Raw genomic sequence first — 26,030 nt, 5'->3', positions numbered from 1 at the left:
AAGCATGTTGACGTCGAACCGAGACATACCCATAGGAACAATCAGTTCCGCCGTCGTGGCGGCCGGATTGTTTGCCATAGCCTACTATTGCATGCGCGGTCAGGCCATCGGCGCTTTTGCCGTAGCAGGCATTCCTCTTGCCGCGCTATGGTTCAGCGTGTCGGTTCGTTATCCCATCATCAGCCTTTTCACCTATGGGGCCACGGCATGTTTCTGGGGAGCCATAGCCCGCCGGTTAGAACGCTTCACCAACATCAGCGCGCTGCTTGAGGTGACGTTGATCTATTTTTTCGCCTGCATGTTGTTTCATGCCCTCACTACACGCGATTTTCAGTGGAAGCGGGCGTTCAATCCGCTCACGGTGGGCTTTTTCGTATGGTTCGTATATTGTTTCATCGAACTCATCAATCCCAGTGCATTGACCGAGGCTTGGATAAACTCGCGCAGTTTCTATCCCAACATGGTGCTTCTGGCCATATTCTGCTCTGTGTTGTTCACCAAATACAACTACCTGAAATATCTGATAAACGGACTGGCCATATTCGTGATACTCACCTTCATCAAGATGATGATACAGAAAGAGCTCGGTTTCGACGAATACGAAATCAGGTGGCTGATGGCCGGCAGCTACCGCACCCATCTGCTCTCATCGGGCACGCGCTATTTCTCTACTTTTTCCGATGCGGGCAACTTCGGGTCGAACATGGGGGGCTTCGGGCTGATGTACGCCATTCTGGCGATCTACACCGGCAGCAAGAAGTTCAAGCTGTTTTATTCATTTGTGTCCGTTCTTGCCATCGTGGGCATGTTCATGTCGGGCACCCGCGGAGCCATGATTGTACCGTTGGGAGGGATGATACTCTTCACCATCATTGCCAAAAACATAAAGATGACGGCCATTGTCGGCGCATGCGCCATCGTCATCTACCTCTTTTTTGCCCATACCTACATAGGTGAGGGCAACCAGTATGTGCGCCGCATGCGCACAGCTTTTAAGCCTTCGGAAGACGCTTCGCTCAACGTGCGACTCGAAAACCAGAAGCTCATAGCCGAATACCTCAAGGACAAGCCTTTCGGCGAGGGCATGGGACTGGCCGGCGTAGAATCGCGGAAATACGGCGAACGCTACATCACTGAAATCCCTGTGGACTCTTACTACGTGAAAATATGGGTGCAGACCGGCATCGTGGGCATACTGCTACACGTAGGCATATTCGTATTGCTCATTCTGTGGGGCTGTTATGTCATCATGTTCAGAGTGAAAACCGCAAAGATACGATACATCCTTTCGGCCATGATCTGCTCTCTGTTCGGACTGATGCTGAGCGCCTACGGCAACCAGTTTTTCGGTCAGCCCAACACGCAGTTCCTCTTGTTCACTTTCATGGCCTGCATCCTTAACGGCTCCTACATAGAGTGCGATTTCTTGGAAAGCAGGCAAAAAAAACAATCAGTTAAAACCCTAAAAACAATATCCGTATGATGGACATTTTTTCCATATTCAATCCCGACTGGTGGATGGACGAGAACAACAATGCACTGCAAATTGCCGACGCTGTGCTGTTTCTATTTTTATCTATTCCGGTAATTTATTTGTTTATATGTTCTCTTTTTTCCTTGGGCAAGTATAAGAATCCCTATCCTAAAGCCGCAGTAGAACAACGTTTTCTGGTATTGTTCAGTGTATTGCGCAACGGTAAGGAAGTGATTGAATCCATCAACCATTTTCTGGATACGCAAAACTATCCGCGCGAGAAATACGACATTGCCGTGGCTGCCACACAGTTGCCCGAAGAGGATTTCATCACCATACTGCAAATGCCGGTCAACATCGTTGTGCCCGATCGCGAGCAATGCAGTAAGGTCTATGCCATCCAGCAAGTGATGGAACGCTATTCTCCGAATGAATATGACATGGTGGTGATATTCAATTCCGATAACCGTATCGTGCCCAATGCACTCAATTTGTTCAACAACGCATATTATTCCGGTTGCGACGCTATTCAGGCACACCGCATGACGGAAAACCTCACCACCAGCATTGCCATTCTCAGTGCCGCCAGTGAAGAAATCAACAACAATCTTTTCCGTAAGGCACATACCCGTATGGGGTTCTCTTCCGCTTTGATCGGTTCGGCCATGGCATTCGATTTCCAGATGTTTCATGGAATTGCGCCCACCCTATCCGGTTCGGACTTGACAAAATCCATAGAAACAGCCCTGCTGAAGCAGAACATCTATACCGAATACATGGAAGACGTGGTGTGTTACAGCAAGAAAGAAGATAATGCCGACAGTTATGAGGCACGCAGGCAGGAATGGATCGAGACTCAATACAGCACAACTTTCCATGCCATAAAGCAACTTCCTTTGGCTTTACTGAAAGGAGAGTGGGATTATGTGAACAAACTGTTCCAGTGGTTGCTTCCTTCCCGCTTCCTGCTCATAGCCCTTATTACTTTCTGTACTTTCATCGTGACCATACTCGATTGGACCATGAGCCCCAAGTGGTATATGCTATTAGCCGGCATCACATTAACATTTATCATGGCCTTGCCCGAAGGTGAAATAGCCCGACGCTTCAAAAAAGCTCTTTGGGCATTACCTGTCCTTATTTTTGCTTCTCTATCCAGTCACATCAAACAGTTTAAGAAGAAGAAAAAAAAGAATAATGTTTCAACAGAGACAAAAACAGAAAAACAATGAGAATAGCCATTGAAGCACAACGCATCTTCCGATGCGACAAACACGGGATGGACTTTGTTATTTTAGAGGTTCTAAGACAGCTTCAGAGCCGAAAAGACGACAACGAATATTTTGTGTTTGTCGCACCCGGAGAAGATCGTTGCCTGCACGAATCGGCCAATCTCCATATCATCGATCTGAAATGCCCCACCTATCCGCTATGGGAACAGATAGCTCTGCCCTTAGCCGTCAGCCGTTTAAAGGTCGACATGTTGCATTGCACCTCCAACACGGCACCATTGTATTCGGGTATACCCACTGTGCTGACACTTCATGATATTATCTTTTTGGGCGAAGAGAAGTCCGATGGGATGTCGCGCTATCAACAATTAGGCTGGTACTACCGCCGTTGGAATGTTCCAAGAATTATAGGCCACTGCCATCATGTCATTACAGTGTCCGAGACAGAGCGCACCAATATTCTAAAGAGATTCCCCACGTTGGAAAACCGGCTCAGTGTAGTCTATAATGGATACGGCAATCAATATCACTTGTTGCCAGAAGACGAGACGATTTCCGTCACCCGCAAATACATAGCGGAAAACGAGTACCTTCTGTTTTTGGGAAACACCGACCCGCGCAAGAACACAAGAGGCGTATTACGCTCCTACCATGAGTACCTGAACCGGTCGAAAAGAAAACTGAGACTTATCGTAACCGGGCTGGAACAAACTTACGTAGAAAGCCTGTTGGCCGATATGGGCATCGATAGCTGTGCAGCCCATATCGTTTATACAGGCTATGTGCCCGGTGAAGATTTACCGGCCCTGTACAACAGAGCCTACGCCTTTCTTTTCCCTTCGATAAAGGAAGGATTCGGCATTCCCATACTCGAAGCTATGGCATGCGGCACGCCGGTCATCACCGGCAACACTTCCGCCATGCCCGAAGTGGCAGGAACAGGCGCCCTCCTTGTCAATCCGCAAAAACCGCAGGAGATAGCAGACGCGCTGCTGCGCTTAGAGACCGACAACCTTTTCTACGAGCAGCAAGTGCACTACGGCCTGAAACGCGTGGAACAATTTTCTTGGAAAAACACAGCCGAGGAGTATGTGAAGATTTACAGCGAGATATCATCAAAATAGCAAACCCGTATGCAACCAAGCATGCATACTTTAACTTCAAAGGACCATGAAAGACTTCATCATCACCAGCCTGCAATCATGGGACATCGAGATAGGCAGTACCATCAAAAATACCGCTCTGGAGATTTCAAAGCAGAACCGGGTACTCTACGTCAGCACGCCACTCGACATTACCTCCCGCCTGAAAGGCGACAAGCAATCGGCCGCTTACCGCCACCGGATAAAGGTGCTTAAAGGAGAAACGTCCGCCTTGCGAAGAATCAATGAAAACATGTGGGTTTTGGATTGCCCCTTTACGCTGCTTCCCGTGGGACAGCTCCCTACCCCGTTGTTCAACCTCTTCAACCGGGTGAACAACAAAAAGCTGGGCCGCTGGATAGTGAAAATGGCCGGCGAACTGGGCTTTAAAAACTATATCCACCTGATTGACACAGACCTTTTCCGCAGCCGCTATCTGAAGGAGTACATCCGGCCCGCCATCAGCATCTACTATCGGCGAGACTACGTCATCGGCGAGCGCTATTGGCACAAGCACGGTGCACGCTCGGAATATGCGCTGGCGGCATCTGCCGATATCGTATTGGCCAATTCCACCAATTTTGCGGCCGAACTGCAAGTTTACAATCCCAAGACCTACCCGATTGAAACCGGAGTAAACCTGTCACTCTACGACGCCTCAAAAAAATATGAGACGCCGGAAGACATACAAAACATCCCCCATCCCATCATCGGATACTTGGGAACAGTGAACAGTACGCGTCTGGACGGAGACCTGCTGCTGACCTTGGCTAAGCAGCGTCCCCGGTACAGCTTTGTGTTCACCGGACCCGAAGACGCAGGCTTTCAAGCACACCCCATCCACAGTGTGCCCAACGTGTATTTTCTCGGAAAGAAGACGGTGAACGAACTGCCGGCTTATCTACGTGCCTACGATGTGTGCATCAATCCGCAAATGGTCAACCCGATGACCGACGGTAACTATCCTTTGAAGATCGACGAGTATCTGGCTATGGGGAAGCCCACGGTAGCCACCAGCACCCACACCATGCGCGACGTCTTCTCGGCCCACACACATCTTGCCGCCAATCAGGAAGAGTGGCTGTCTGCCATAGATGCCGCCGTGAAAGAAATCGGCGACAAACAACTGGAACAGGAACGCGTGGCCTTTGCCGAGACGCACAGTTGGGGGCACAGCGTACAGAAAATTTATGGAATCATCAAAGACTATCAGGAGGAGAAAAAATGAACTATCGCAACATAAACGACCTGAACGAAATCATTCTGAAGCGGCTCTACATCCTGCCGCGCGATTTCGACCTCATTGTGGGCATCCCGCGCAGCGGCATGTTTCCGGCCAATTTGCTGGCACTTTACCTGAACCGTCCGGTGACGGATCTGGATTCTTTCCGAAACGGGCATATCTACAAATCGGGCGAACGCGGCCAATTTTTCGACATGCACCGGTTCAAGAAGATTCTGGTGGTAGACGACAGTGTGGCAACCGGCTCGGCCCTGAACAAGTGCAAAGAGTTGCTGAAAGAACTGCAAGGCGACTTTGATATCAGCTACTGTGTGGTGTATGCCGCTCCGGAGAAGACGAATCTGGTGGATTACTATTTCGAGGCAGTGCCCCTTCCGCGCTATTTTCAGTGGAACATCATGAACCATACCGGCATCCGGAAAGCTTGTTTCGACATCGATGGTGTGTTGTGCGTAGACCCTACTCCCGAAGAGAATGACGACGGCGAGCGCTACCGTCAATTCCTGCTCAATGCCAAGCCCTTGTTCATTCCCGGCGCTCCCATCGGCACACTGGTGACTTCACGGTTAGAGAAGTACCGTCCTGAAACGGAAGCATGGCTGGCCAAGCACCACGTGAAGTACAATAAACTTGTGATGCTCGATTTGCCCGACATGGATGCCCGCCGGCGTGCCAACTGCCACGCCTCGTTCAAGGCGAAAGAGTTTGCCTCGTCCATGAACTATATGCTGTTTGTGGAAAGCAACCTTTCGCAGGCCATCGAGATAAACCGTCTCACCAAGAAACCGGTGCTCTGCACCGAGAATTTCCGGATGATTTACGACTCCAAGTCTTTGCTCTACAACCTGAAGTCGGGACAAAGCCTGCCACGGGTGCGCAACTTCCTTTTAGATATCCGCAATTACATCCGGCGCATGACGGGAAAGGAATAGGATAACAAACACGCTCTTATTCTAATGTTTAAAATGCACCCACCTGCTTATCCGCTTTTTCACTTGCAATGTCCTGCCTAAACCGACCATGCCGCACTTCAGTGTCATGGGCAGGGAGAAGAAAACGCGGAGAAGCAGGTATTTGGCCGTTCGCTTTCCTCCGTGGCCGCGGGCGGGGGCGGTAAAACATACCGACAGGATCTGCCGCATCAGCTCTTTCCTCAAGGCGGCAGGCAGCAGGCGTGAGTCGGCGATGCGGTAGGCATGGTAGAGGCTCATCTGCATGATGTCCGCCAACAGGTTGCGATAGAATGTCTCGGCAGTGAGGGGGCGAATGTAGTTGCTCTTCAACTGCTGTATCTCAACGTATTGGCGTGCTATTTTCTCCGTATATCCTCGCGAGGCGGAGAGGCCCGACACGGATTCGGGGTTGCAGGTGTAGTACAGCGTACAGTGGGGAATGAGGTGACAGGAACGGGCGTTCAGGATGACTTGATAGGTGAACCACGGGTCTTCGTTGTAGTGTCCGGGCCGGCAGCGTATGTCGTGTTTTTTCAGGAAGTCGAGCCGGTACAGCTTATTCCACGAGGCCACAAACAGTTCTTTGCCTTCGCCGTAGCGGTAGCGCGCCACGGGATAGGTGCCGCCTTCCACGATGGTGTCGTCGTAGCGGCAGCCTTTGTAGGTATTTCCGTTCATGTCCATGCGCACAAACGAGGCGGCCACGAAGTCCACGGGATGGCTCCGCATTTGGTTGTAAAGAATTTCTATGCAGTCGGGCACAATCACGTCGTCGCAGTCCATCGTAAAGAGATACTCACCTTGCGCATGGTCCAGAATGGCGTTGCGGGCCACGGCTATCCCTTGATTGCGCTGCTGGTCGATGATGCGCACGGCATGGCCGCGCGGATGCCCGTTCACCACACGGCGCACGATGTCCATGCTGTTGCCCTTGTCGTCCACAAAAAGGTATTCGATGTTCGGGTAGGTTTGGTCCAAGGCAGACAGCAGGGTGCGCTCTATCAGGCCGGCGGCATTGTACACGGGTATTCCGAACGATATCAAAGGGTGGTTGTTCTGCTCCATTTTAGGGTGGTTACGTTTCCTGCTTATCGTAATGATGGCGTTTTGTTTTGAGGGAATGTTTCTTTTCACGTTTCCGCAAGAATCTTGCATGCCGTAAAGGTACGGCATTTCATGCCCGTATCCAAATTTCATGGCCGTTTTTTTGTGGTAAAACCGGCGTGTCCGGCGAAGAAAAACGCTTTTCCTCCTTTTGCGCTCTTGCGCATCTGCAATCGGCTGTTTTCTTTTATACAAGGAAAGGGAATTTTGCTATCTTTGCGCCATTTTACTTAAAATTATGAATAAAAAGTAGACATCCGAATCGCATTCGACGAAAGAGAGATTCTTAATTATTCGTTCGAAACAGTTCACAGAGCGGAAACGCTCGTCGTGTTGGAAACCTTGAAGGAGGTGCTGAGCACCTACATGGAGCAGCAGCCCGAAATCACCAAAGGCATGGAGCGCGCAATGGCGTCCATGAGGAAAGTGACCCGGAAGTACAAGCACACCCGCAAGCACTGAAAGGACGATGAGTGACAACAACGCACGCACGGCACATCCGCGCATCAGGCTGCCCTGCCCCCGCTTTATCCTTTCCGTTTTCTTGATAATTTATAGAGAGATTATTTTCTTTTTTCTTGACGGTTCGGGAGGAGGATGGGTGTTCTTGATTATAAATTCATTATACTCTTCGCCAACAAATAAACCCTTGTTCCGACACTTTGAGGCCATCTGTCTTTTGGTGATACATCCAATTTTTCCGCTCTTTCCATTGCAGTAACAATATGCTGTAAAAGAGCAGCTGCATCATAATCCGATTCATGATAATGTCCGGTCAAATCTTTCATGCGTTTCTTCAGCCACGTATCCTGACAGTTCACTTTCCGGTTCAAGGAAAGAGCTTCCATCTGCTCCTTATCATATGAAGCAATATCTTCCACATGAAGCAGCAACCATAATTCAAAGCACGGGTTACTTACACAGAAGTGTAAATTGCCATTCTGTGCACAATGCTGCGCCACCGAGGAAAGCATTTTGTTTTTCCATTTATCCCTATCTACCACAACCCACAGTTGGTCGTCATCTTCAATGTTATATTCGGCTATAAATCCACGAATTTGCTTGTAAACACTCTCAGGGCTTGAATCATTTGAGTCGCGATGCAGAATTTCCACATGAACATCCGAAGCACACCGTTCGGTTTTCATCGCCTCAAAGTAGATGTTTTCAGAATTTCTGCCTTCAGCTGCAATGACAACCAATCTTGCGGATTTTATCCCTTCCGGTCGTTCAAAGTCTTTTCTTTTTCTCATGGCTGCTTACCATTTTAAACTTTTGATAGGAGCAAAGAAAGGAATCGCACCATATCTTCCCTGCAGATAACCCTTGCGTATATCTTCCCTTGGCTTATATTCTGCCAAAGAAGTAAGATGCGATGCTCCTTGTTGACATTTTTCCACAAACCAAACTTCATCAGCCCGAATTAACTCCAAATTCAACAAGTTGGATTCGTGCGTAGAGAATATCAATTGCGTATCACGCTCGTTAGAAAGATGATTGAAATAATATTCTAATAACTTTTGTGACAACATAGGGTGCATACTGCGATCTATTTCATCAACCAAATAAACCGATTCATTCAGCCGAAGGTCAATCAGCATAGGAATGAAGTCCAACAGGCGGATGGAACCATCGGATTCTTCACTCATCTCAAATGGAACTTCATTGTTGCCGGCAGCCTTATGGATTGCGTTTTGCTTATATATAATCGTTATTCCCTCTGAATCTGTTTCAAAGAAATAAATAGTAGAGTCCGACGGTGATGCAATTACATAAATGTTATCGGGTTTTGCATCTGCCAAAAGTTCATTTATTAAGTTTTTAGGTAAATCGACATCTTCTTTATTCACCTTAGTACGGCGTATATCTACAATGCCTGTATTGAAATACTCTAATAAAGACTTAGTTGCTGCTGCAAAATCCTCATCTTTCTCTGCACGAATGAATATACCGTCATAACGTGAATCCGGGAAAATTATCTTCAAATTTTCTTTCATCCAACGATATACGTCATTGATTAGAGGCAATCCCTTACCATTTCGCTTAATGTACTCTGCGAGAAAACTATCTGTCACAGGAGTACTCTGGCTTATAAATTTCAATAATTGTAGCGTTTCCGCATCACCATTAACTGCACCAAATGTAAATTCATTTCCATCTGCTGTAATTTTGCGTGCATAAATCTTCTTGTCCGTACGACTGTTAATTTCATAAAGCCATTCTTCCACTATACCTTTAAAGGAAAATTCAACTCCATATGCAAAGAACTTTTTCCCTACTTTAAATTCCATTTCCACCTTTGAGGGCTTGCTGTTCGGGGTAGTTAATTTGAACGGTTCCACATATTTCTTGGGCACACCAGACAAAGCAATCTTTTGTATCACGGAAACGGCTTTGATAATATTGCTTTTGCCGGAAGCATTAGCACCATAGATAACACCGGCTTTCAAGACAGAAATATCATCACGCTTTTCTGCCCTGCTTACCTGTTCTCCATGCATTGTACTCTTTCCTGCAACAAAACTGATTGCAGTTTCTTCCATAAAAGAATACAGATTACCTATTGTTACTCTTAATATCATACAATCGACAAATTATAGCAAATTCAATGTGCGAATTTACAAATAAAACCCATAATAACAATACGCAAAGTCAAATTATAGCAAAAAATAGAAAAAAGACGAAATACATCGGTTTAAAAATTTCATTACTTATAAACAACTGATAAGAACATACTAATCAACGTGTGTTCATGCTAATACGAGAAGCCGCGGATGAAGCAGAACCTCCTCCCCTCCCCGGCGAAGCGCTTCCATAACCCACTGACTAACAAGACATTTATAAAAACCATCAAAAAAAATATCAATTTATCGATAATTTTATGAAAAGCCGGGTTTGCGGCATTTTATAGCCCTCACAGCATGTTCTGAGGCCGATAAAATGCCGCGAACCCGGCTTTTGGTGCATTTGCATTTTGTCTTCGCAGGCCTTAACTTTGCAGCCAATGACAGCATAACTCAGAAACAAAACAAAAAAGAAAATGGAAAACTATAGTTGGTTTAAACACCGCTTCAACATGAGCGAAGACAGCAGGCTCTTCAAGCTCATCGACGAAGAAGGAGCACGCGGATATGGCAGCTACCTCTTCATCATCGAACACCTTTACGGCCAGAGTTCCAACCGCCTTTTCCTCGGGCAACTGAAACTCATACAGCAGAAAGGCTTCCCACAAGCCTATCTCGAAAAAATAGTCAGGAACTACGGCCTGTTCGTCATCGAAGGAGACATGTTCTCGTCGGCCATCGACTTCTGCGAGCCGTGGCGGAAGGAACAATCTGTGTCAAAGAAAAATACCACCGAAAAACGGAAAAAGAACGGGAACCACGCCGCGGAAACAAAACCGGAAACGGCACAAACCATGCCCCGCGACGGGAAAGCAACCTCCAACGCCCCGGTGACAAAACCGGCAGACCAAGAAGCCGCCGCCCCGGTGACAAACCGTGAAATCACAAAAACGATGTCCCAAAAGGCAACGAAACCCACAAGCGGAGGCACCCCGGAAAACGGGCAAACGGTCATCGTTTCTTCTTCGCGCGGACTACCCGCCAACCCCGTGCCGACCCGGAGCCAACTCCGAGCCGGCTCCGAACCGGCAAGCAACAGGACGACACCCCAAAGTACCTATAAACCACTATGCAACAGCAACTTAACGCACCGCAAAAGCCTCGCGCGCGTAAGAGAAGAAAAGAACAGAGAAGAGAAGAACAGAAAATACCTCCCCCATATATCCCCCTCACCGGTGGAGGTGGAGGTGGAGGAAAACAAAGCCATCCTACACTGGAAGCATTACCTCGACGAAATGCAAAACGACTGCTCGTGGCTCGAAGTGGTCTTCATGAAAAGCGGCTACGGCGACCTGCTGAGCCGCCACCTGAAGGAGGCCGTAAAGCTGTTCGAACAGCACATCATCTACCTTGGGAAAGGCGGTGAACTGCTGAAACTCAGCGACGTGAAGCGCTACTTCGCCTACTTCACCATGGCAGGACGAAACACCTCGCAGGCCTTGCGGCAAACCCTGCTCAAGCTGGAAGCCGCACCCGGAAGAGCGGCCGTCGCCCCTCCCGACCCCTACCGCTACGAGCAGCGCATCGACGGGAAACGCACCTATCTGGGCTGCCCCATACCGGCGAACGCACCACCGCGCCCCTCGGCCACGTCCTACTGGGACGAGACCACGGCGGCATGGAACAGCTGACCGCACCCCCCATGTGCCCCGCAGGCCGAGGGCGCAACAACCATGAAGTGCCGCCTTGCAGGCCTCAAAGTGCCACTCAGCAAGCAGTGAAGTGCCGCCTTGCAGGAGACGAAGTGCGGGCTTGCGGACAACCGGGTGCGGGCATGCAGGCCGCCAAATGCGGGCTTGCAGACGACGCTCCTCCCCCGGAGTCCGCCCCGCACACCTACGAACCAAATCTTTTTTTTTGTAAAAATAAAACGAAATTATTATGAGAAACTATCACAAGTATGGAATCGACACCCGCGGCCGCAACAGCGGCAAAGTGAAAACCGTCTGCCCGCAATGCAACGACACGCGCAGACACAAAGGAGACAAATCGCTCTCCGTGAACTTAGACCTCGGACTGTGCAAATGCCACCACTGCGGCTGGAGCTTCTACGTGCCCGACGAAGCCGAAGAGCGCGCCCGCCGCGAGCACAGCCTCCGGTTGCAGCAGCGCACGCAGGCCGCCCGCCCGCCGCAGCACTTCCGCCGCCCCGTCTTCGACCCCTCGAAGATGCAGCTCAGCGAACGGCTGGAACGCTACTGGACCGAGACCCGCTGCCTGCCCCAGGGCTTGCTGGCCCGGCTGCGCATCACCGAAGAGCGCCGGCGCATGCCGGCCGACAACCGCGAGGAAAACTGCATCTGCTTCAACTACTTCGAGAACGGCACGCTGGTCAACACCAAGTACCGCAGCGCGCAGAAGCACTTCATGATGGTGAGCGGAGCCGAACTCATCCCCTACAACATCGACGGCATACTGGGCACCCCGCAGTGCATCATCACCGAGGGCGAGTTCGACGCCGCCGCGTGCATGGCCGCCGGGCGCAACGACGTCATCTCCGTGCCATCGGGCGCAAACACCAACCTGACGTGGCTCGACCGCTTCATCGACACCCACTTCGAGGACAAGCAGAGCATCTGCATCGCCGTGGACGAAGACGCCGCCGGAATGCTGCTGCGCCAAGAACTCATCCGCCGGCTCGGCGCCGAACGCTGCCGCACGGTGCACTTCGGCCCCGGCTGCAAGGACGCCAACGAACACCTCGTGAAGTACGGCGCCGAGAGCCTGCGCATCTGCCTCGAACAAGCCGAAGAAGTGCCTCTGGAGGGCATATTCACCGCGCAAGAGTGCCACGACGACCTCCGCACCCTCTACGAAAACGGCCTGCAACAAGGCGCCGGCACGGGCTGGGACAACCTCGACCGCAACTGCACCTTCGAGCCGGGACGCCTCATGATCGTCACCGGACGCCCCGGCGACGGCAAGTCGGAGTTCATCGACGAACTGGCCCTGCGCCTCTGCCTGCGCCACGAGTGGAAAGTGGCCTACTTCAGCCCCGAAAACATGCCCATCGTCTACCACCAGTCCAAACTGATAGAAAAGCTCACGGGCAAGCGCTTCCACATCGACGGAGGTCTCACCGAAGCCCTCTTCGACCACGCCGAACGCTGGCTGACGGACAACATCGTGCACATACTGCCCGGCGACGAAAGCTACACCATCGACCACGTGCTTGAAAAAGCCCGCCAGGTGGTGCGCCGCAGGGGCGTGCGCATCGTCGTCATCGACCCCATGAACCGCCTCGAAACGCCTCCCGCCTCCGCGGGCGAATCCGAGCTGCTCAACATCCGCTCCACGCTGCGCAAGATAGGGCGGTTTGCCACGCAAAACAAATGCCTCGTCATCCTCGTGGTGCACCCCCGCAAGGTGAACCGCACCGACACCGGCCAGCTGCGCCGCGTGGAGATGAACGACATCAACGGCTCGGCCGACTTCGGCAACATGGCCGACTACTGCCTGGCCGTAGACCGCAACGACGACAAGCAGATGGTCACCGTCTACATCGACAAGGTGCGCTTCAAGCACCTGGGCAGGGCACACACCTCGGCCTCCTTCGTCTACAACCTGCTGAACGGCCGCTACTGGCCCTGCGAGGAAGACATCGTCCACACCCCCGACGGCGACCGTCCGGGCCCCGTGAACACACGTTTCGACAACGAAAATTGGCTGAAAAATAGTGCCGAAAACGGTAGGTTATTCAACGAATAATCACTACATTTGTATCAGTAATAAATACAAAATAAAACAACAGACATGCAAACCGGAAAAACCGCAGAACTACTGCCCGAGTCCCCCTTCCCGATACACAGCTACGGGAAGGGCGAACTCGCCTCGCTCTACCTCCCCAACGTGTGCCAGCAGACGGCCGTCAACCGCTTCAACAAATGGATACGCACCTCCCCCGGACTGGAACAACGCCTTATGGCCACCGGCTTGCGCCCCACAAGCAGGCACTACACCCCGGCACAAGTGAAGCTCATCGTCGACGCGCTGGGCGAACCGTGAAGAGGGGCAAGGAGCCGCCTGAAGTTTGGCACAGAACTCCCGATGCCGATAGGAACAGCGATATTCCGGACACTAAAAGGACTTATTCTTCCTTTTTCTGTTCAACTATTAACCGCCACATGATGTGTGTAGTGGTTAGGATGCAACCGTATCCTCCTTTTTATCCTCCCATATCCTCTCCTAACCTCCGCCAACCTCCCAGAACCTCCGTCCCTCCCCCGGCGGCTTCCTATCTTTGCATCAACGAAACGAAGCGGACAGATTCGCTGCAGAGACATCTCCCCCGCCCCGCCGTTTCGCACAGAGAAACTTTTTATAACAAAACATTAAAAAAAACACTCAATCATCATGTCAACAGCATTAGTAGTACGCAGCATGCGCCGCAAGAAAATCGGAAATACCCAGTCGCCCATGGTCTATATCCTGAAACGCAAGCCCAAAGATGCGAAAATCTTCAACCTCAGCCGCCTGGCACAAGACATCGAAGCCCTCGGCGGCATGTCGGCCGAAGACGTGGAGCACGTGGGCAAGGCCATCATCCGCCAGATGCGTCAGACCCTGACCGACGGCAACAGTGTCCAGCTGGACGGCTTCGGCATCTTCCACACCACCTTCAGATGCCGCGCCAGCGAAGCGGCCAAAGATTGCACGGTGAAAAACATCGAACGCGTCAACATCCGCTTCCGCGTGGCCAACGCTTTCCGCCTGGTAAACGACAGCAACGCCACCACCAAAGGCGCGCCCAACAACATCGTCTTCGAACTCGTGTCCGAAGAGCCCTCCAAACCTGCCGGGAATAAACCGTCCGCCGGTAGCGGCACCCCCGGCGAACATTCCGGCACCCCCGGCTCGGAAGGCGGACAGAGCGAAAATCCGCTGGGATGATGAGGAGCGGCGAACGATTGGCGGTTAGTGCTCAACAAGCCGCCAACCGCTAATCAACCACCACTAACCAACTAATTACTAACCGATTATCTAAAAGAAACATGAAACAGAAATCATCGACTTGGGACAAAGTACTGAAACTGATCATCGCTGTGGCATCGGCCTTGCTGGGTGCTTTCAGCGCACATGCCATGACCGGCGGCAATCTGTGACGGCAATGAGACGCATTGACCTGATCGTGATACATTGCAGCGCCACGTGCGAGGACCGTCCCTTTACCGAGCAGGCTCTGGAGGCGGCACATCGTCGACGCGGATTTGACGGCACAGGCTATCACTTCTACATCCGTCGCGACGGCCGCATCCTTACCACACGCCCGGTCGAGAGGGTCGGCATCCACGCCCGTGGGCACAATGCCCACTCCATCGGCGTGTGCTATGAAGGCGGTCTGGACCACTACGGCAACCCCAAAGACACGCGAACCGAATGGCAACGCCACTCGCTACGCGTCCTCGTCAGGGTGCTGCTGGCCGACCATCCGGGTGCAAAAGTCGTAGGACACCGCGACCTCAGCCCCGACCTGAACCACAACGGCGAAATCGAACCGATGGAATGGACCAAGCAGTGCCCTTGCTTCGAGGTGAAGAAAGAAAGATGGTGAAACACAAACAAAACGTCTTCATGGGCCTCCCTCAGACGCGGAATTTCGCATATTTCACGGCTCTCGTCAAAACAAACCGTGTCAAATGCCGCAAAATCCGCGCCTGCCATTATGGCATCGCACGACCGACTTTTGTTTCCGCCTCTCTCCTGCGTATAATTTAAAAGGCAGAATTTCTTTCCCCTCACAACAATATAGATAAAATATCAGTAAAAATTTCTATCTTTGCGGGAACTCAGATAATCCCAATCCTATTATGCCTGAAGCCTCGCGACTAAAAAAATCATTGCTCAATGCCCGGGTCAACCTCATCTTCTACTTCCTGAATCTGGCCCTGTCCTTCTTCTCAAGAAAGATTTTTCTGGATGCGCTGGGCGCCGATTTCATGGGACTGATAGGCACCATGAACAACCTGCTGGGCTTCCTTAATCTTGCCGAACTGGGCATCAGCACAGCGATAGGCTATGTGCTGTACAAACCTCTTTTTGAACACAACGAGCCGAAAATCAACGAGATAATCTCCGTTTTCGGATTCTTATACCGCCGCATCGGATTCATTATTCTAAGTGCCGGCTGCGTGCTTGCATGTTTCCTGCCTCTTATCTTCCCCAACAATGTCTTCGAGTTGGGAGTTGTCTGCTTTGCTTTCTTTTCTTACCTCACCACCTCGTTGATAGGCTATTTTGCCAACTACAAACAAACGCTCTTGGGAGCAGACCAAAGAAACTATGTGGTGACAGCCTATTACCAAAGCGCCATAATCATAAAAACACTCCTACAAATGACACTGGTGTATTATACAGGCAATTATTACCTGTGGATAAGCATGGAACTGCTATTGGGAATCACCTACTCCGTCATTCTAAATTGGAAGGTGAATCAGGTATATCCTTGGCTGCGGAGTGAAATAAAGCAAGGAAAGCTCCTCTTCAAGAAATATCCGGAAGTCATAAAATATACCAAGCAACTGTTTGTACACCGGATAGGCGGTTTCGTACAGTTTCAAACCACCCCTTTTTTAGTGTACGCTTTCGTCTCGTTGAAGACAGTGGCCTACTACGGGAACTATACGCTCATCATTGATAAAATCAGTATCTTCATAAGCAACCTGCTGGGAAGCACCAACGCCGGTGTGGGCAACCTTATTGCAGAAGGCAACACCAAACGCATCTTGCAGGTTTTCTGGGAACTGATGGGAATACGTTTTTTGATAGCCGGGACGATTTCGTTTGCCCTGCTCCAACTGACCGACGCCTTTATCTCACTCTGGTTAGGAGACGAATATATCATATCAAGGCATATACTGTACCTGATAATCCTGAACTCCTTCATCGGCTATACGCGCGGCGCCACCGACCAGTTTATCTACGGATATGGATTGTTTCAAGATACATGGGCACCTGTTGCAGAAATCTGCATCAATCTGATTGTTGCCATAACGGGAGGATATTTTTTGGGGTTACCCGGAATCCTTTTGGGAAACATTACCAGCCAGTTACTACTCATCGTTATCTGGAAACCCTGCTTCCTCTATGCAAAAGGGTTCAAAATGCCAGTGACGCATTATTGGGTGGACTACACCAAGTACCTGCTCATAGCCTTACTGCCGCTCATTGCTTATCACAACTTGCTTCCAGAACGTATATTCGCCCCACAACGTTCGTTTGGCAATTGGATGGCATACGGTGCCACCATCACCTCTATTTATGCTACAACTGTCTATATATTACTCTATTTACTAACTCCCGGCATGCGCTCGTTAACTCATCGCATTATAAAACGGAAATGCTAACAATGGCTTCCGTCCTTCAGGTTACGAAAAACAGATTCCCATCGATCGGCCACCCGTTGTATGTCAAAACGCCGCACATATGCCTTGCCGCTCGCAGCCATTTTGGTACGCAAAGCGTCGTCACGCATCAACATGGCCAACTTGCCAGCAAACCTACTGTAAGAAAACGGCTTTACTAATATCCCAGTACAACCATTTTCTATGATCTCCGTCACGGCAGCATACGTATTAAAAGCCACAGGAACCGTGCCAAAAGTCATCGCCTCCGTCAGTACCATCCCCCAACCTTCAAAGTCGCTGGTCAAACATAAAATAGCCGCATCTCTATAATAAGACTCCGGGTCTTTCCACCCTACAAAAGCAATGCGTTCCAGTCCCACAGCCTTCTGCTCGAGCTCCTGCTTGAAAGATCCGTCACCCACAATCACCAACTCCCAATCAGGAAACTGTTTGTAAAGTTTCTTCCAAATGACCACCATCCTATCTACACGTTTCTGATACCACTCTATCCGGCCTACATACAAAATCTGTTTCTTTTTCCGATTGATGGAAATATCTTGCAGAGGATACGTATTGGGATTACCTATGGCAATTGTCTTGTTTATATCGAAATGCTTAATGCGAATGCTCCTCAACTCCGGAATAAACTTTTCTGACAGCAAACACACCAAATCCGTATTGGCAAAAGCACCGTCATAACATCCTCTAAGCCACTCCAGATATGTGCGTTTGCGCTTCGGCATTTTGATGACACGCGCCACTCTTTTGATTTTCTCGATAAACGTGTCATTCCTCAACCGCCACATGAGCAGATGCATATGGTGATACATATACAAAGGGTTGCAATGTATCACGGAAACAACCTTTACATGTCTCAAATCTTTAGAAAAGGCACACAGTTTATGGTAATCCATGGGATTTTGAACAATAACAATATCGATCTTATTTTGAATCAAGAAATTCCGATAAAAAGCACCGTTTTCTTTTAACTCCGTAACCGAAGAATTGGGAAAGAAAGACATGGATGCAGGATAGGAATAGCCTGACATCTTTTCATCGTATGTATGATGCAAGTAAAATACGCAATGCCCCCTCCGGACAAACTCGCGACAAAGCAAATCGGACACCCGTTCCAAGCCTCCGCGAAGAGGATGGAACATTCCGTTATACATAAATAAAATGTTCATAAGCCCACTGTTATTATCTCTGTTATTCAAGGAAAAAGTCTTATAGTTTACCATATGCACTCCATATTTATGCACATGGATGCTTTCCACGTTTTCTCAATAAATGTTTCCACCCAAATACGGACACTTGTCTGTTACCTGGCTTTTCCCTCTTTATGCGGTTTTATGGACAAACAAAGCTCCGTACAAGCCACCACCGAGAATGAGATAATCAGACTTTCTCATTTAATAAACGTTTTTAGTAAAGATCCATAATATCTGAGCTTGATAAACCAATAATATAGTAGCGGATGGACAAGGAAAATCCTATATATAATTCTTTCACTACTGGACATAGAAGGAAGCATTCGCATCACAATCTGTCTTATCCGGCACCCTATTTCCATATCCCTCATCTCTTTTCTGTATTTCAGATAGAGATTCACTACATCCAACGTATAATTTGAAGCTACGGCACGCTGTATTTCGGACGGGTAATTGACACAACTGTATTGAAACATCTCTTCGAAAGCAGGAATAAAGCTGGAAAATTTATCCTCGTATACTTTCCCGGCATTAGAAGATGTCATGGCACTGTTTGCTCTAATCAAATAATGATATTTGGGTTGTGTGGAAAATACGGCGGAAACAACATGCTTTAAATAATCGAAATTAAACAGGCGGTCTTCGCTATAAGCAATCTCTTCGTGAAAACGAATATGATACTTATTCACCAATTCCTTTAAATATAACTTATTATACACCCACCCCTGATACTTATAATACTTATCTTGATTGAACAAAGTAAGGATGGCATAATGCTGATTTTCAAGATAGGTCACATCGTTGTCTATGCGAAACAACACATTTCCCTCCTCATCGTCTTTTTGCATCCCACAAACGGAAAGTTCCGCATTGTAGCGCAACTGCTGCGTGTACAGTGTCTCCAGCATATCAGGCTCTATCCAATCGTCCGAATCGATAAATGCCAAGTATTTGCCCAAAGCCCGCTCTATGCCATAATTACGTGCGCTACCCACACCTCCGTTTTCTTTATGGAACACCTTGACGCGAGAGTCTATCAAAGAAAAATGATCGCACAACACACCACTACTGTCCGGACTCCCATCGTCTATTAACAAGACCTCAATGTCCTCGAATGACTGGTCCAAGATACTTTCCAAGCATTTTCCGAGATATTTCTCTACCTTGTAAACCGGAACAATGACCGAAATGATAGGGGCTGTGTTTTCCATGGTTACTTTATATCTTAAACAATTTAAAAATAAGATAGTTTTTTACATATCGCAAGCGGTATCGGAGTCCTGTGATTCTTTCGCCCATCTCGCTTTCGGTAACAGCCGTCACCACGGGCACATGAAGTGCTTTCAATCCATTTTTCATCACATAAACATTCAACAGCCGTTCCGACATGTAACCGAAAACACGCGCCTGATCCACGTAAGAAGAGAGCTTGACGCGCTTTTCCACTTCAAACAGAAGTTCGAACAACCACTTGGAATACGCGTCGAACACTTCCCACTTGGTGATAAACATATTGAATTGAGAATAGGCATTCTGATGGTATAGCAAACTATCAAAAGCCGATAAATAATCGGGATGCACATCGCGCATCACATCTCGTAGGATATTCATATCATTGATGATATGAAAGATGGCATATTGGGTCACAATCTTGTACGGCCAGTTGCGCTTTGGAGGAAGGATGATGTCATATTTATCCAACAAAGAAGTCAAATTGTCAGGGAAACGATAGGGCTGGTTCAAGAACTCATTGATTTCCATAAACTTCCTTTCAGGCAGGAACAAAGCATTCATATACCCAAAATCAAAGAATCTCCTATAATGATTTAATCCGACAATATCGGACTTGCTATTTTTCCAGAACCAATAATGCGCCGTCAACTCGCAATAGTTCTTATTCTTGTCTGATATATTATCACCCGTATCATCGCGAATATACGGCAAATCCACTGATGACAATGCCGCCCCCCCATGAATGGGGAAAAAATACGGATGTGGCGGCAAATCCACTTCTTTATGGGCACAAACCAAAATTTTTACTTTCTTATCCATAGGCTCACTTTATAAAAAACAGTTGTTTAATTTTGACCGGAAGAACCAATAAATAATATGAAAACTTCACAAAAGCGGCATAATACCAATAGCCGGCCTTCACGGGAAAAAGATAATGCAAATTGCGCAAAGCCATTTTCAAAGAGACATGCATCGTGAACAAGGCCTTGAAAGCAGAAATATATTTTTTTTGCCGAATCACTTGATAAGCATGACGCCAAAAAGCATAATCACTTGAATTATACATAATCACGTCAAAATAACGAGCTTTCATCGTCTCATAAAAGAAATAAATATAGGGAGCGTTTCTCAATCGCTCGGAAGAGGTGATGTAATCGTAAACCATTTCTATGATACGCACCCGGCTCTGCAATTTTTTGGGGGAGGTTTTTCCCATGAAAGAGTTTGCGTGAAGCACATAATAATAGGTCTTTTCAGGCAGTCCGTAGGCACTTTGGGCACAACAAGCCAATTTGAAGGACCACAAATCGTCTTCATGCACAATCGTTTCCTCAAAAAACAACAGCTCTTTCTTTATCAGCTCATGCCGCACCAATTTATTCCAAGGCATCACCGCCCATTGGTCTTTGGCATACGAACGAATAACTTTCTCATTATTTTCCAAAAATCCTGAGAATCTCAGTTCGGAAGTAACAACGTGTGCATTACCCACCAACTCATACTCAGCTGCAACTACATCCACATTATATTGCAAGGCAACAGAGGCCATCTGCTCTATGCCTTGTGGAGTAAGGTAATCATCACTATCCAAGAAATATAAATAATCTCCCGTCGCATACCGGATACCGGAATTACGCGCACCGGCTATCCCTCTATTCTTTTCGTGAACAACGATTTTAACTACCCAACTCCGAATATGCTCCGACAATACGTTCGCAATAACCTCCATCGAGTCATCGGGCGTGCAATCATTCACCAGAATCACCTCCAAATCCTGCCAGGTTTGGTTCAAGACGGAGAGCAAACAACGTTCTATGTATTTGGAAACATTGTAAACGGGAATGATGACAGATACTTTCATAATTTCACCTCTTTCTTTTCTATAAACTCTTCCCACCACGTGACAAGCGTCAGCAGATTGAAATATTGCAATGCCTTGTTTTGACGATGCCAGAACCAACTGTTTTCCTGTCCGGCCTCGCGGTCGTAGCCTGTAAGGAACTTCTCCACGGTGTCTTGACGAAGGTATTCGCAGTATATGCCGGAAGATAGGATGAACTCCTTGAAACGGGCACGCAGCGCATCGTTGCGGAAGAACAAAGGCATGGGAGCAAAACCACCTTGCTTCTTGCGCGAAGTGATGGCTTCGGGCAACAAGGGTTTGTAGTGATGCTTCAGCAGAAACTTAGACGTGCAACGCCCTCGCGCAATATCCAACACACTGTCGCCCTTACACTTCAACCCTACCGGCAACTCTTGCAAGAAACGGTAAAGTTCCAAGTCCATAAAAGGAAACGTCAGGTTATTATTGAACATACGGGCCATGCGGGAAGCCTTGAAGAGGATGATGCGGTTGATGTCAATCTCCAAATCGGAGATTCTGGCATGTTGCGTGTACAGATGCCTGAAACTGTGGATGTCCGATCGGGGAGGTACTGCCGGATGAAAATCTGCGGGACATTGCATAAAAGCACGCAATGCCGAATTGGAAAAGCCGAAACGCTCGCCCTCCAACACATGCACTATCTTGTCCAAGTGGAAACGGATGCGCGAAAGCTTGCCTCCCGTATCGAATAATTCACGGTCGAGCAAACGCGCTATTCCTTTCATCAATGGAAGCATGCCTGCACGTGCGGCAAGATAGTGCAGCGCCACTTCGCGACCCGAAGTGCCGAAATATTGGTCGTTGCCATCGCCACCCAGAACGACGTCGGGCTTGTCATCGCCTATCATGCGCATGGCGCAATAGTTCACCATCAGCCCGCCTTCAACAAAAGGCTCGCCCAAGAAACGGACAATATCGGGCAAGGCGGTGATTTCCGTGCCGTCAATCTCGTACTCGTGATGGCGGGTGCCAAAGGTTTCGGACATCAGGCGGGCCATGGGCAACTCCGTCAACGTGTCGCCTTTGAAGCCTACCGAATAGGAGTCTATCTGCCCGTCGTAAATACTGCGCAGGGCGGCAAGGTTGGCTCCCGAATCGTAACCCCCGCTTAAAAGGACGCCCACCCGGCGACTGTCTCCGATGCGGCGCTTGATGGCCTTTGCATGCAATTCGCCATAGCGTCTGGAGAAGGATTCCAAATCCGAATCCATATCCGGAATGACGTAAGTATCGGGAGAGACAGGCTTCGCCATCAGCCGGCCGATCTTTTCTTTCGTGTCTTTATACAGATTAGGGAAGCTTTTCTTCAGCTTCTCCAAAGTGGGAAGAGGAGAGCTTTTGACCCCTTCGATTTTAACCGGTATTATAATAGACCTTATAAGTCCGACCTCTGTCATCACGCAGACTTTCTGGCCGGCAGGCAAAGAGAACATTCTATGCCAACAGCTTTCTCCATATCTCAAAATGCCCCGCTGAAGAAAACCAATCAAGGCCGATTCATCATAGCATAAGTATTCTTTGGTTTTCTCCCTCCAACGCTTTTTCAAATCCTGCCAGGAAGAGGAAAAGTCTCCATTACCCATACAATATATAGGATAATGTGTGCCATGACGGTCGCGCACCACTCCGCATTCGTTTTCGGAGTAGTAGACGATGGTAAACGAACCGTCTAAAAGAGAAAAACCCGATATTGGATCGCGCAAAAAGACATCGGCGGCAAGCTTGGCATTGGTATCGTCGGGGGTTGCCTGAAGCATATCCCGGTTAAGCAGCGTGCCATAGAAGTAAACTTTCAGATTATAACTCTCAAAGGAAGATTCCGGCTCTTCGCCCTCTACGAGGGCTGTACGCCAATTTTCTAAAGTAATTTTTCCGTATATCATGATTCTCAATATACAAATTCGGTCTCTATTTCCCCGTCATGCCATGCTTGGTATGGATAAAATTTTTGTTGGCCCCACGTAGTTTGAAGAGATTGCCCGCCATCAACCAAAAGGTGTGGGGTAGTTTCTGAAGAGCCATGGCCAAACGACTGGTACACAGCCTGCGGGGAACGGCCAGCATCAATGCCACAAACAGCAACGTCAACAGCAGCCACCACTTCATCCCCCATTGCCAGCAGAAAAAAGTGACAAGTAGGGACAAAAGAAATGTGAAGCCCAACAACAATAAGCGGGGGATGGAAAGCTGTTGGAAGAATTTATCGCAAAAGTCCCAGTTACGGTCGATGATGGCCCTGCCCAGATGACCGGAAAATTTCCGACAATAATACCATTGGGCCGAAAGCCAACGGCGACGCTGGCGAGAAAAGTCGTCAACGTTCTGAATCTTTTCGTCGAACACAAACGTATCGGGCAAATAGTGAAAACGCTTGCCACCATAGAGCAAAGTCAGCTCCAGTTCACGGTCAAAGCCACCCACCGCCTTAATTCGGGTCATGGTGTCGCAAAATAAGTCGTAACGGAAAGCCATGCCCGACCCTATCAGAGCAGCAGAGAGCCCCAAATTGACGTGTCCGAGACGGAAGATGGAGTTATTTATCTCTTCACTGATAGCATCCAAAAAAGCCATGTCGCTATTCAAGTTCTTGGCGACACGGTGGGTCTGCACCACTTCCACACCCGGTTGGGCGAAAAAATCGTTGATGTCGCTCAAATAGTTGTAAGGGATTACATTGTCGGCATCGAGCACAAGGGCAATGTCATATTCATTGCCAATGGCAGCCATACCGGCATTCAAGGCCTTGGACTTGGTGCTATGCTCGAAATCGACTTCAACCAAACGAATGGGCATCGAAGCGAGAGAGGCATTGGTTTCGGGCTGCATGCGGTCGGAAATAACCACGATATCGTAACTCTCAAGGGGATAGTCTTGCTCCAGGCAGGAATGAACACAATCGTGTATCACAGCGTCTTCGCGATAAGCGGGAATGAGGATGGCAAAACGTTTCCGTAGCGATGCTTTGGAAGATAAAGGAAGGGGGCGACGGCAAGAAGCCACGCTGTAGACTAATAAATACAATATGTTTATTCCAAAAACTATGTATAGAAGCCAATCTATTGTATGCAGAATGTAAGTCAATTTATATACCAGTTAAACTTTTTAGAGGAGATTAAGGCTCCTTGCCCATATATCAAGAAACAAATATAGGGAAAAGAACGTAAATACTACTCAAACAATCAAAAAAAACTTCATCTATATAATAAAAAAAACGAGAAAATTCTCACGAATCCCTCGCCACTGTAAGAAAAGCCTTAAAGGCTTTTCTTTTTTAATTGCATCAAAAAAATTGTTACCTAAAATCAATCTTTCTTTCTACCTAAAAAACAAACTAATCAACCTATTAAAAAAACAAAAGTCACTATCTTTTTACCTTAACTAATCAACCTATTACAAAACCAAAACTCGTTTGTCACAAACTTAAAAACATTCCTTATGAAAGGAAAATATCTACAAATCTTTTTACCTATTACAAAAACTTATCTTATTCTAAAAAGCCTATCCATTTTTTCTTATCAGCACCCCTCTTTGGAGCATTGAATGCCGAATGAAACCTCAACAGGCTTTTTCTTCAAATCCAAATACAGTTTCTCAACCGCATTGCAAAAGTAAGATTATTTTTCGTGTGCAAAAACAACAAGTGTATTTTCCGCCCTTTTTATAACATTGTTTTACGCATGAGGAGTACGGTTTACACTTATAAACATTTCCGGCTTGAATAATACTTCCTCTCACCCCCCAAAAAAAAGACGAACCACCGCAATGCCGAAGCACCTCGATGGTTGTCTCCTTTAAACACCTTTAAACAAAATGATTTCTCATCTAATCCCGAAGATTTCGCATCTCCGGATTATTTTCTTGCTTCCGCAATATATCCCAACGCTTCCTTGCATTTGTCTGTGACGTAGGCCCAGTCTTCGGCAGCCACCTTATCGTTCGGGAAGAGTTTAGAGCCCATACCTACACAGAACACGCCGGCCTTCACCCATGAAGTGAGGTTTTCCTGTGTGGGCTCTACACCGCCGGTCACCATCAGTTTGCTCCACGGCATCGGGGCCAGCAGACCTTTCACCAGTTTGGCGCCGAGCACATCGCCGGGAAAGACCTTGCAAAGGTCGCAGCCCGCTTCTTGAGCAAAACCCACTTCGGATACGCTGCCACATCCCGGAGTGTAGGCCACCAGACGACGGTTGCAAACCTTGGCTATCTCCGGATTGAACAACGGGCCTACAACGAAGCATGCTCCTAACTGCAAATACAAGGCTGCCGTTGCCGGATCGACAATGGAACCTACCCCCATGGCCATTTCGGGACACTCTTTTGCCGCGAACTTCACAACTTCTGCAAAGACTTCGTGAGCAAAATCGCCGCGATTGGTGAACTCGAAAGCACGAACGCCGCCATCGTAGCAAGCCTTCACCACTTTCTTTGCAACTTCCGCGTCTTTATGATAGAAAACGGGTACCATTCCGGTAGAGTCGATTTTATTCAACACTGCTATTTTATCAAATTTTGCCATCTTACTTTATTTACTATTTGACGAATTTACAACTTTCTATATTTTAAATGTTCGGGGTATGCGTTCT

Annotated in this window: 23 protein-coding genes; 13 read left to right on the top strand and 10 right to left on the bottom strand. The window is 48.3% G+C overall.

What is annotated here, in order from left to right; all coding sequences use genetic code 11:
* Nucleotides 1–4 precede the first annotated feature (4 nt).
* Genes EV202_RS09785 through EV202_RS09765 form a run of 5 tightly spaced genes read left to right on the top strand, consistent with a single transcriptional unit; the run spans nucleotide 5 to nucleotide 6,023 of the window.
* Entirely contained in the window at nucleotides 5–1,483 is a 1,479-nt protein-coding gene (locus tag EV202_RS09785; protein WP_131926945.1) for an O-antigen ligase family protein, read from the top strand.
* On the top strand, nucleotides 1,480–2,706 hold the full coding sequence (locus EV202_RS09780; protein ID WP_131926944.1) for a glycosyltransferase family 2 protein: 1,227 nt from the start codon (nucleotides 1,480–1,482) through the stop codon (nucleotides 2,704–2,706). Before EV202_RS09785 ends, EV202_RS09780 begins: the two co-directional genes overlap by 4 nt.
* Nucleotides 2,703–3,830 (top strand): glycosyltransferase family 4 protein, encoded by a 1,128-nt coding sequence (locus tag EV202_RS09775; RefSeq protein ID WP_131926943.1) that lies wholly within the window; start codon nucleotides 2,703–2,705, stop codon nucleotides 3,828–3,830. The genes EV202_RS09780 and EV202_RS09775 overlap by 4 nt, the downstream gene beginning before the upstream one ends.
* A 46-nt stretch (nucleotides 3,831–3,876) precedes the next feature.
* Nucleotides 3,877–5,076: a glycosyltransferase gene (locus EV202_RS09770; RefSeq protein ID WP_131926942.1), complete on the top strand. Its 1,200-nt coding sequence runs from the start codon at nucleotides 3,877–3,879 to the stop codon at nucleotides 5,074–5,076.
* On the top strand, nucleotides 5,073–6,023 hold the full coding sequence (locus EV202_RS09765) for a phosphoribosyltransferase family protein (protein WP_131926941.1): 951 nt from the start codon (nucleotides 5,073–5,075) through the stop codon (nucleotides 6,021–6,023). The genes EV202_RS09770 and EV202_RS09765 overlap by 4 nt, the downstream gene beginning before the upstream one ends.
* Nucleotides 6,024–6,044: 21 nt before the next feature.
* Here the strand turns inward: EV202_RS09765 and EV202_RS09760 are convergent, their stop codons facing one another.
* Nucleotides 6,045–7,241: a glycosyltransferase family 2 protein gene (locus EV202_RS09760; RefSeq protein WP_234878280.1), complete on the bottom strand. Its 1,197-nt coding sequence runs from the start codon at nucleotides 7,239–7,241 to the stop codon at nucleotides 6,045–6,047.
* A gap of 240 nt (nucleotides 7,242–7,481) precedes the next feature.
* On the opposite strand from EV202_RS09760, the gene EV202_RS15415 reads away from it, so the two are divergent.
* Nucleotides 7,482–7,610: a hypothetical protein gene (locus EV202_RS15415; RefSeq protein WP_262709395.1), complete on the top strand. Its 129-nt coding sequence runs from the start codon at nucleotides 7,482–7,484 to the stop codon at nucleotides 7,608–7,610.
* A 149-nt stretch (nucleotides 7,611–7,759) separates the two neighbouring features.
* Here EV202_RS15415 and EV202_RS09755 read toward each other — a convergent pair whose 3' ends face one another.
* Together EV202_RS09755 and EV202_RS09750 are read right to left on the bottom strand one after the other, a co-directional pair.
* Nucleotides 7,760–8,401 carry an RloB family protein gene (locus EV202_RS09755; protein ID WP_131926940.1) on the bottom strand — a complete coding sequence of 214 codons (642 nt, stop codon included), beginning with the start codon at nucleotides 8,399–8,401 and terminating at the stop codon, nucleotides 7,760–7,762.
* 6 nt (nucleotides 8,402–8,407) lie between these two features.
* Complete coding sequence (locus EV202_RS09750) at nucleotides 8,408–9,691, bottom strand: AAA family ATPase (RefSeq protein ID WP_234878279.1); 1,284 nt, start codon at nucleotides 9,689–9,691, stop codon at nucleotides 8,408–8,410.
* Nucleotides 9,692–10,188: 497 nt separating this feature from the next.
* Here EV202_RS09750 and EV202_RS09745 point away from each other — a divergent pair, with 497 nt between their 5' ends.
* The 7 genes from EV202_RS09745 (at nucleotide 10,189) to EV202_RS09720 (ending at nucleotide 17,115) form a co-directional block, all read left to right on the top strand.
* The gene (locus EV202_RS09745; RefSeq protein ID WP_131926938.1) at nucleotides 10,189–11,403 is read left to right on the top strand and encodes a DUF7833 domain-containing protein; all 1,215 of its coding nucleotides are present in this window, start codon (nucleotides 10,189–10,191) and stop codon (nucleotides 11,401–11,403) included.
* A 250-nt stretch (nucleotides 11,404–11,653) separates the two neighbouring features.
* Complete coding sequence (locus EV202_RS09740) at nucleotides 11,654–13,480, top strand: bifunctional DNA primase/helicase (protein WP_131926937.1); 1,827 nt, start codon at nucleotides 11,654–11,656, stop codon at nucleotides 13,478–13,480.
* Nucleotides 13,481–13,525: 45 nt separating this feature from the next.
* Nucleotides 13,526–13,777 (top strand): DUF4248 domain-containing protein, encoded by a 252-nt coding sequence (locus EV202_RS09735; protein ID WP_131926936.1) that lies wholly within the window; start codon nucleotides 13,526–13,528, stop codon nucleotides 13,775–13,777.
* A 348-nt stretch (nucleotides 13,778–14,125) separates the two neighbouring features.
* A complete protein-coding gene (locus EV202_RS09730; RefSeq protein ID WP_131926935.1) occupies nucleotides 14,126–14,662 on the top strand; it encodes an HU family DNA-binding protein in 537 nt (178 codons plus the stop codon).
* 101 nt (nucleotides 14,663–14,763) lie between these two features.
* Nucleotides 14,764–14,874: a smalltalk protein gene (locus tag EV202_RS15070; RefSeq protein WP_165899417.1), complete on the top strand. Its 111-nt coding sequence runs from the start codon at nucleotides 14,764–14,766 to the stop codon at nucleotides 14,872–14,874.
* A 5-nt stretch (nucleotides 14,875–14,879) separates the two neighbouring features.
* Entirely contained in the window at nucleotides 14,880–15,323 is a 444-nt protein-coding gene (locus tag EV202_RS09725; protein ID WP_131926934.1) for an N-acetylmuramoyl-L-alanine amidase, read from the top strand.
* Between the two features lie 256 nt (nucleotides 15,324–15,579).
* Nucleotides 15,580–17,115 (top strand): lipopolysaccharide biosynthesis protein, encoded by a 1,536-nt coding sequence (locus tag EV202_RS09720; RefSeq protein WP_131926933.1) that lies wholly within the window; start codon nucleotides 15,580–15,582, stop codon nucleotides 17,113–17,115.
* On the opposite strand, the gene EV202_RS09715 is transcribed toward EV202_RS09720, so the two are convergent.
* The 7 genes from EV202_RS09715 to EV202_RS09685 form a co-directional block, all read right to left on the bottom strand.
* Nucleotides 17,112–18,302: a glycosyltransferase gene (locus EV202_RS09715; RefSeq protein WP_131926932.1), complete on the bottom strand. Its 1,191-nt coding sequence runs from the start codon at nucleotides 18,300–18,302 to the stop codon at nucleotides 17,112–17,114. The two genes, EV202_RS09720 and EV202_RS09715, sit on opposite strands and share 4 nt — an antisense overlap.
* Nucleotides 18,303–18,523: 221 nt before the next feature.
* Nucleotides 18,524–19,537, bottom strand: coding sequence for a glycosyltransferase family 2 protein (locus EV202_RS09710; protein WP_131926931.1), 1,014 nt, complete (start codon nucleotides 19,535–19,537; stop codon nucleotides 18,524–18,526).
* A gap of 7 nt (nucleotides 19,538–19,544) precedes the next feature.
* Entirely contained in the window at nucleotides 19,545–20,378 is an 834-nt protein-coding gene (locus EV202_RS09705; RefSeq protein ID WP_131926930.1) for a DUF4422 domain-containing protein, read from the bottom strand.
* A 4-nt stretch (nucleotides 20,379–20,382) separates the two neighbouring features.
* On the bottom strand, nucleotides 20,383–21,420 hold the full coding sequence (locus EV202_RS09700; RefSeq protein ID WP_131926929.1) for a glycosyltransferase family 2 protein: 1,038 nt from the start codon (nucleotides 21,418–21,420) through the stop codon (nucleotides 20,383–20,385).
* Complete coding sequence (locus tag EV202_RS09695) at nucleotides 21,417–23,327, bottom strand: asparagine synthase-related protein (protein ID WP_131926928.1); 1,911 nt, start codon at nucleotides 23,325–23,327, stop codon at nucleotides 21,417–21,419. The genes EV202_RS09700 and EV202_RS09695 overlap by 4 nt, the downstream gene beginning before the upstream one ends.
* A gap of 25 nt (nucleotides 23,328–23,352) precedes the next feature.
* A complete protein-coding gene (locus tag EV202_RS09690) occupies nucleotides 23,353–24,465 on the bottom strand; it encodes a glycosyltransferase (RefSeq protein ID WP_394364518.1) in 1,113 nt (370 codons plus the stop codon).
* 829 nt (nucleotides 24,466–25,294) lie between these two features.
* The gene (locus tag EV202_RS09685; RefSeq protein ID WP_131926926.1) at nucleotides 25,295–25,963 is read right to left on the bottom strand and encodes a bifunctional 4-hydroxy-2-oxoglutarate aldolase/2-dehydro-3-deoxy-phosphogluconate aldolase; all 669 of its coding nucleotides are present in this window, start codon (nucleotides 25,961–25,963) and stop codon (nucleotides 25,295–25,297) included.
* Between the last annotated feature and the right edge of the window lie 67 nt (nucleotides 25,964–26,030).

The organism is Prevotella heparinolytica (assembly GCF_004342845.1).
In the GTDB taxonomy this organism is placed as follows: domain Bacteria; phylum Bacteroidota; class Bacteroidia; order Bacteroidales; family Bacteroidaceae; genus Bacteroides; species Bacteroides heparinolyticus.
Note: the sequence above shows the minus strand (reverse complement) of the source record. Positions and strands in the feature narration are given on the sequence as shown.

What these genes read in the sequence shown, in the direction of transcription:
- EV202_RS09750 (WP_234878279.1), bottom strand. Translation starts at nt 9,691, where the DNA reads ATGGAAGAAACTGCAATCAGTTTTGTTGCAGGAAAGAGTACAATGCAT.
- EV202_RS09770 (WP_131926942.1), top strand. Translation starts at nt 3,877, where the DNA reads ATGAAAGACTTCATCATCACCAGCCTGCAATCATGGGACATCGAGATA.
- EV202_RS09760 (WP_234878280.1), bottom strand. Translation starts at nt 7,241, where the DNA reads ATGAAATTTGGATACGGGCATGAAATGCCGTACCTTTACGGCATGCAA.
- EV202_RS09765 (WP_131926941.1), top strand. Translation starts at nt 5,073, where the DNA reads ATGAACTATCGCAACATAAACGACCTGAACGAAATCATTCTGAAGCGG.
- EV202_RS09775 (WP_131926943.1), top strand. Translation starts at nt 2,703, where the DNA reads ATGAGAATAGCCATTGAAGCACAACGCATCTTCCGATGCGACAAACAC.
- EV202_RS09725 (WP_131926934.1), top strand. Translation starts at nt 14,880, where the DNA reads ATGAGACGCATTGACCTGATCGTGATACATTGCAGCGCCACGTGCGAG.
- EV202_RS09685 (WP_131926926.1), bottom strand. Translation starts at nt 25,963, where the DNA reads ATGGCAAAATTTGATAAAATAGCAGTGTTGAATAAAATCGACTCTACC.
- EV202_RS09720 (WP_131926933.1), top strand. Translation starts at nt 15,580, where the DNA reads ATGCCTGAAGCCTCGCGACTAAAAAAATCATTGCTCAATGCCCGGGTC.
- EV202_RS09700 (WP_131926929.1), bottom strand. Translation starts at nt 21,420, where the DNA reads ATGAAAGTATCTGTCATCATTCCCGTTTACAATGTTTCCAAATACATA.
- EV202_RS09740 (WP_131926937.1), top strand. Translation starts at nt 11,654, where the DNA reads ATGAGAAACTATCACAAGTATGGAATCGACACCCGCGGCCGCAACAGC.
- EV202_RS09705 (WP_131926930.1), bottom strand. Translation starts at nt 20,378, where the DNA reads ATGGATAAGAAAGTAAAAATTTTGGTTTGTGCCCATAAAGAAGTGGAT.
- EV202_RS09745 (WP_131926938.1), top strand. Translation starts at nt 10,189, where the DNA reads ATGGAAAACTATAGTTGGTTTAAACACCGCTTCAACATGAGCGAAGAC.
- EV202_RS09735 (WP_131926936.1), top strand. Translation starts at nt 13,526, where the DNA reads ATGCAAACCGGAAAAACCGCAGAACTACTGCCCGAGTCCCCCTTCCCG.
- EV202_RS09715 (WP_131926932.1), bottom strand. Translation starts at nt 18,302, where the DNA reads ATGAACATTTTATTTATGTATAACGGAATGTTCCATCCTCTTCGCGGA.
- EV202_RS09785 (WP_131926945.1), top strand. Translation starts at nt 5, where the DNA reads ATGTTGACGTCGAACCGAGACATACCCATAGGAACAATCAGTTCCGCC.
- EV202_RS09755 (WP_131926940.1), bottom strand. Translation starts at nt 8,401, where the DNA reads ATGAGAAAAAGAAAAGACTTTGAACGACCGGAAGGGATAAAATCCGCA.
- EV202_RS09695 (WP_131926928.1), bottom strand. Translation starts at nt 23,327, where the DNA reads ATGATATACGGAAAAATTACTTTAGAAAATTGGCGTACAGCCCTCGTA.
- EV202_RS09710 (WP_131926931.1), bottom strand. Translation starts at nt 19,537, where the DNA reads ATGGAAAACACAGCCCCTATCATTTCGGTCATTGTTCCGGTTTACAAG.
- EV202_RS15070 (WP_165899417.1), top strand. Translation starts at nt 14,764, where the DNA reads ATGAAACAGAAATCATCGACTTGGGACAAAGTACTGAAACTGATCATC.
- EV202_RS09730 (WP_131926935.1), top strand. Translation starts at nt 14,126, where the DNA reads ATGTCAACAGCATTAGTAGTACGCAGCATGCGCCGCAAGAAAATCGGA.
- EV202_RS09780 (WP_131926944.1), top strand. Translation starts at nt 1,480, where the DNA reads ATGATGGACATTTTTTCCATATTCAATCCCGACTGGTGGATGGACGAG.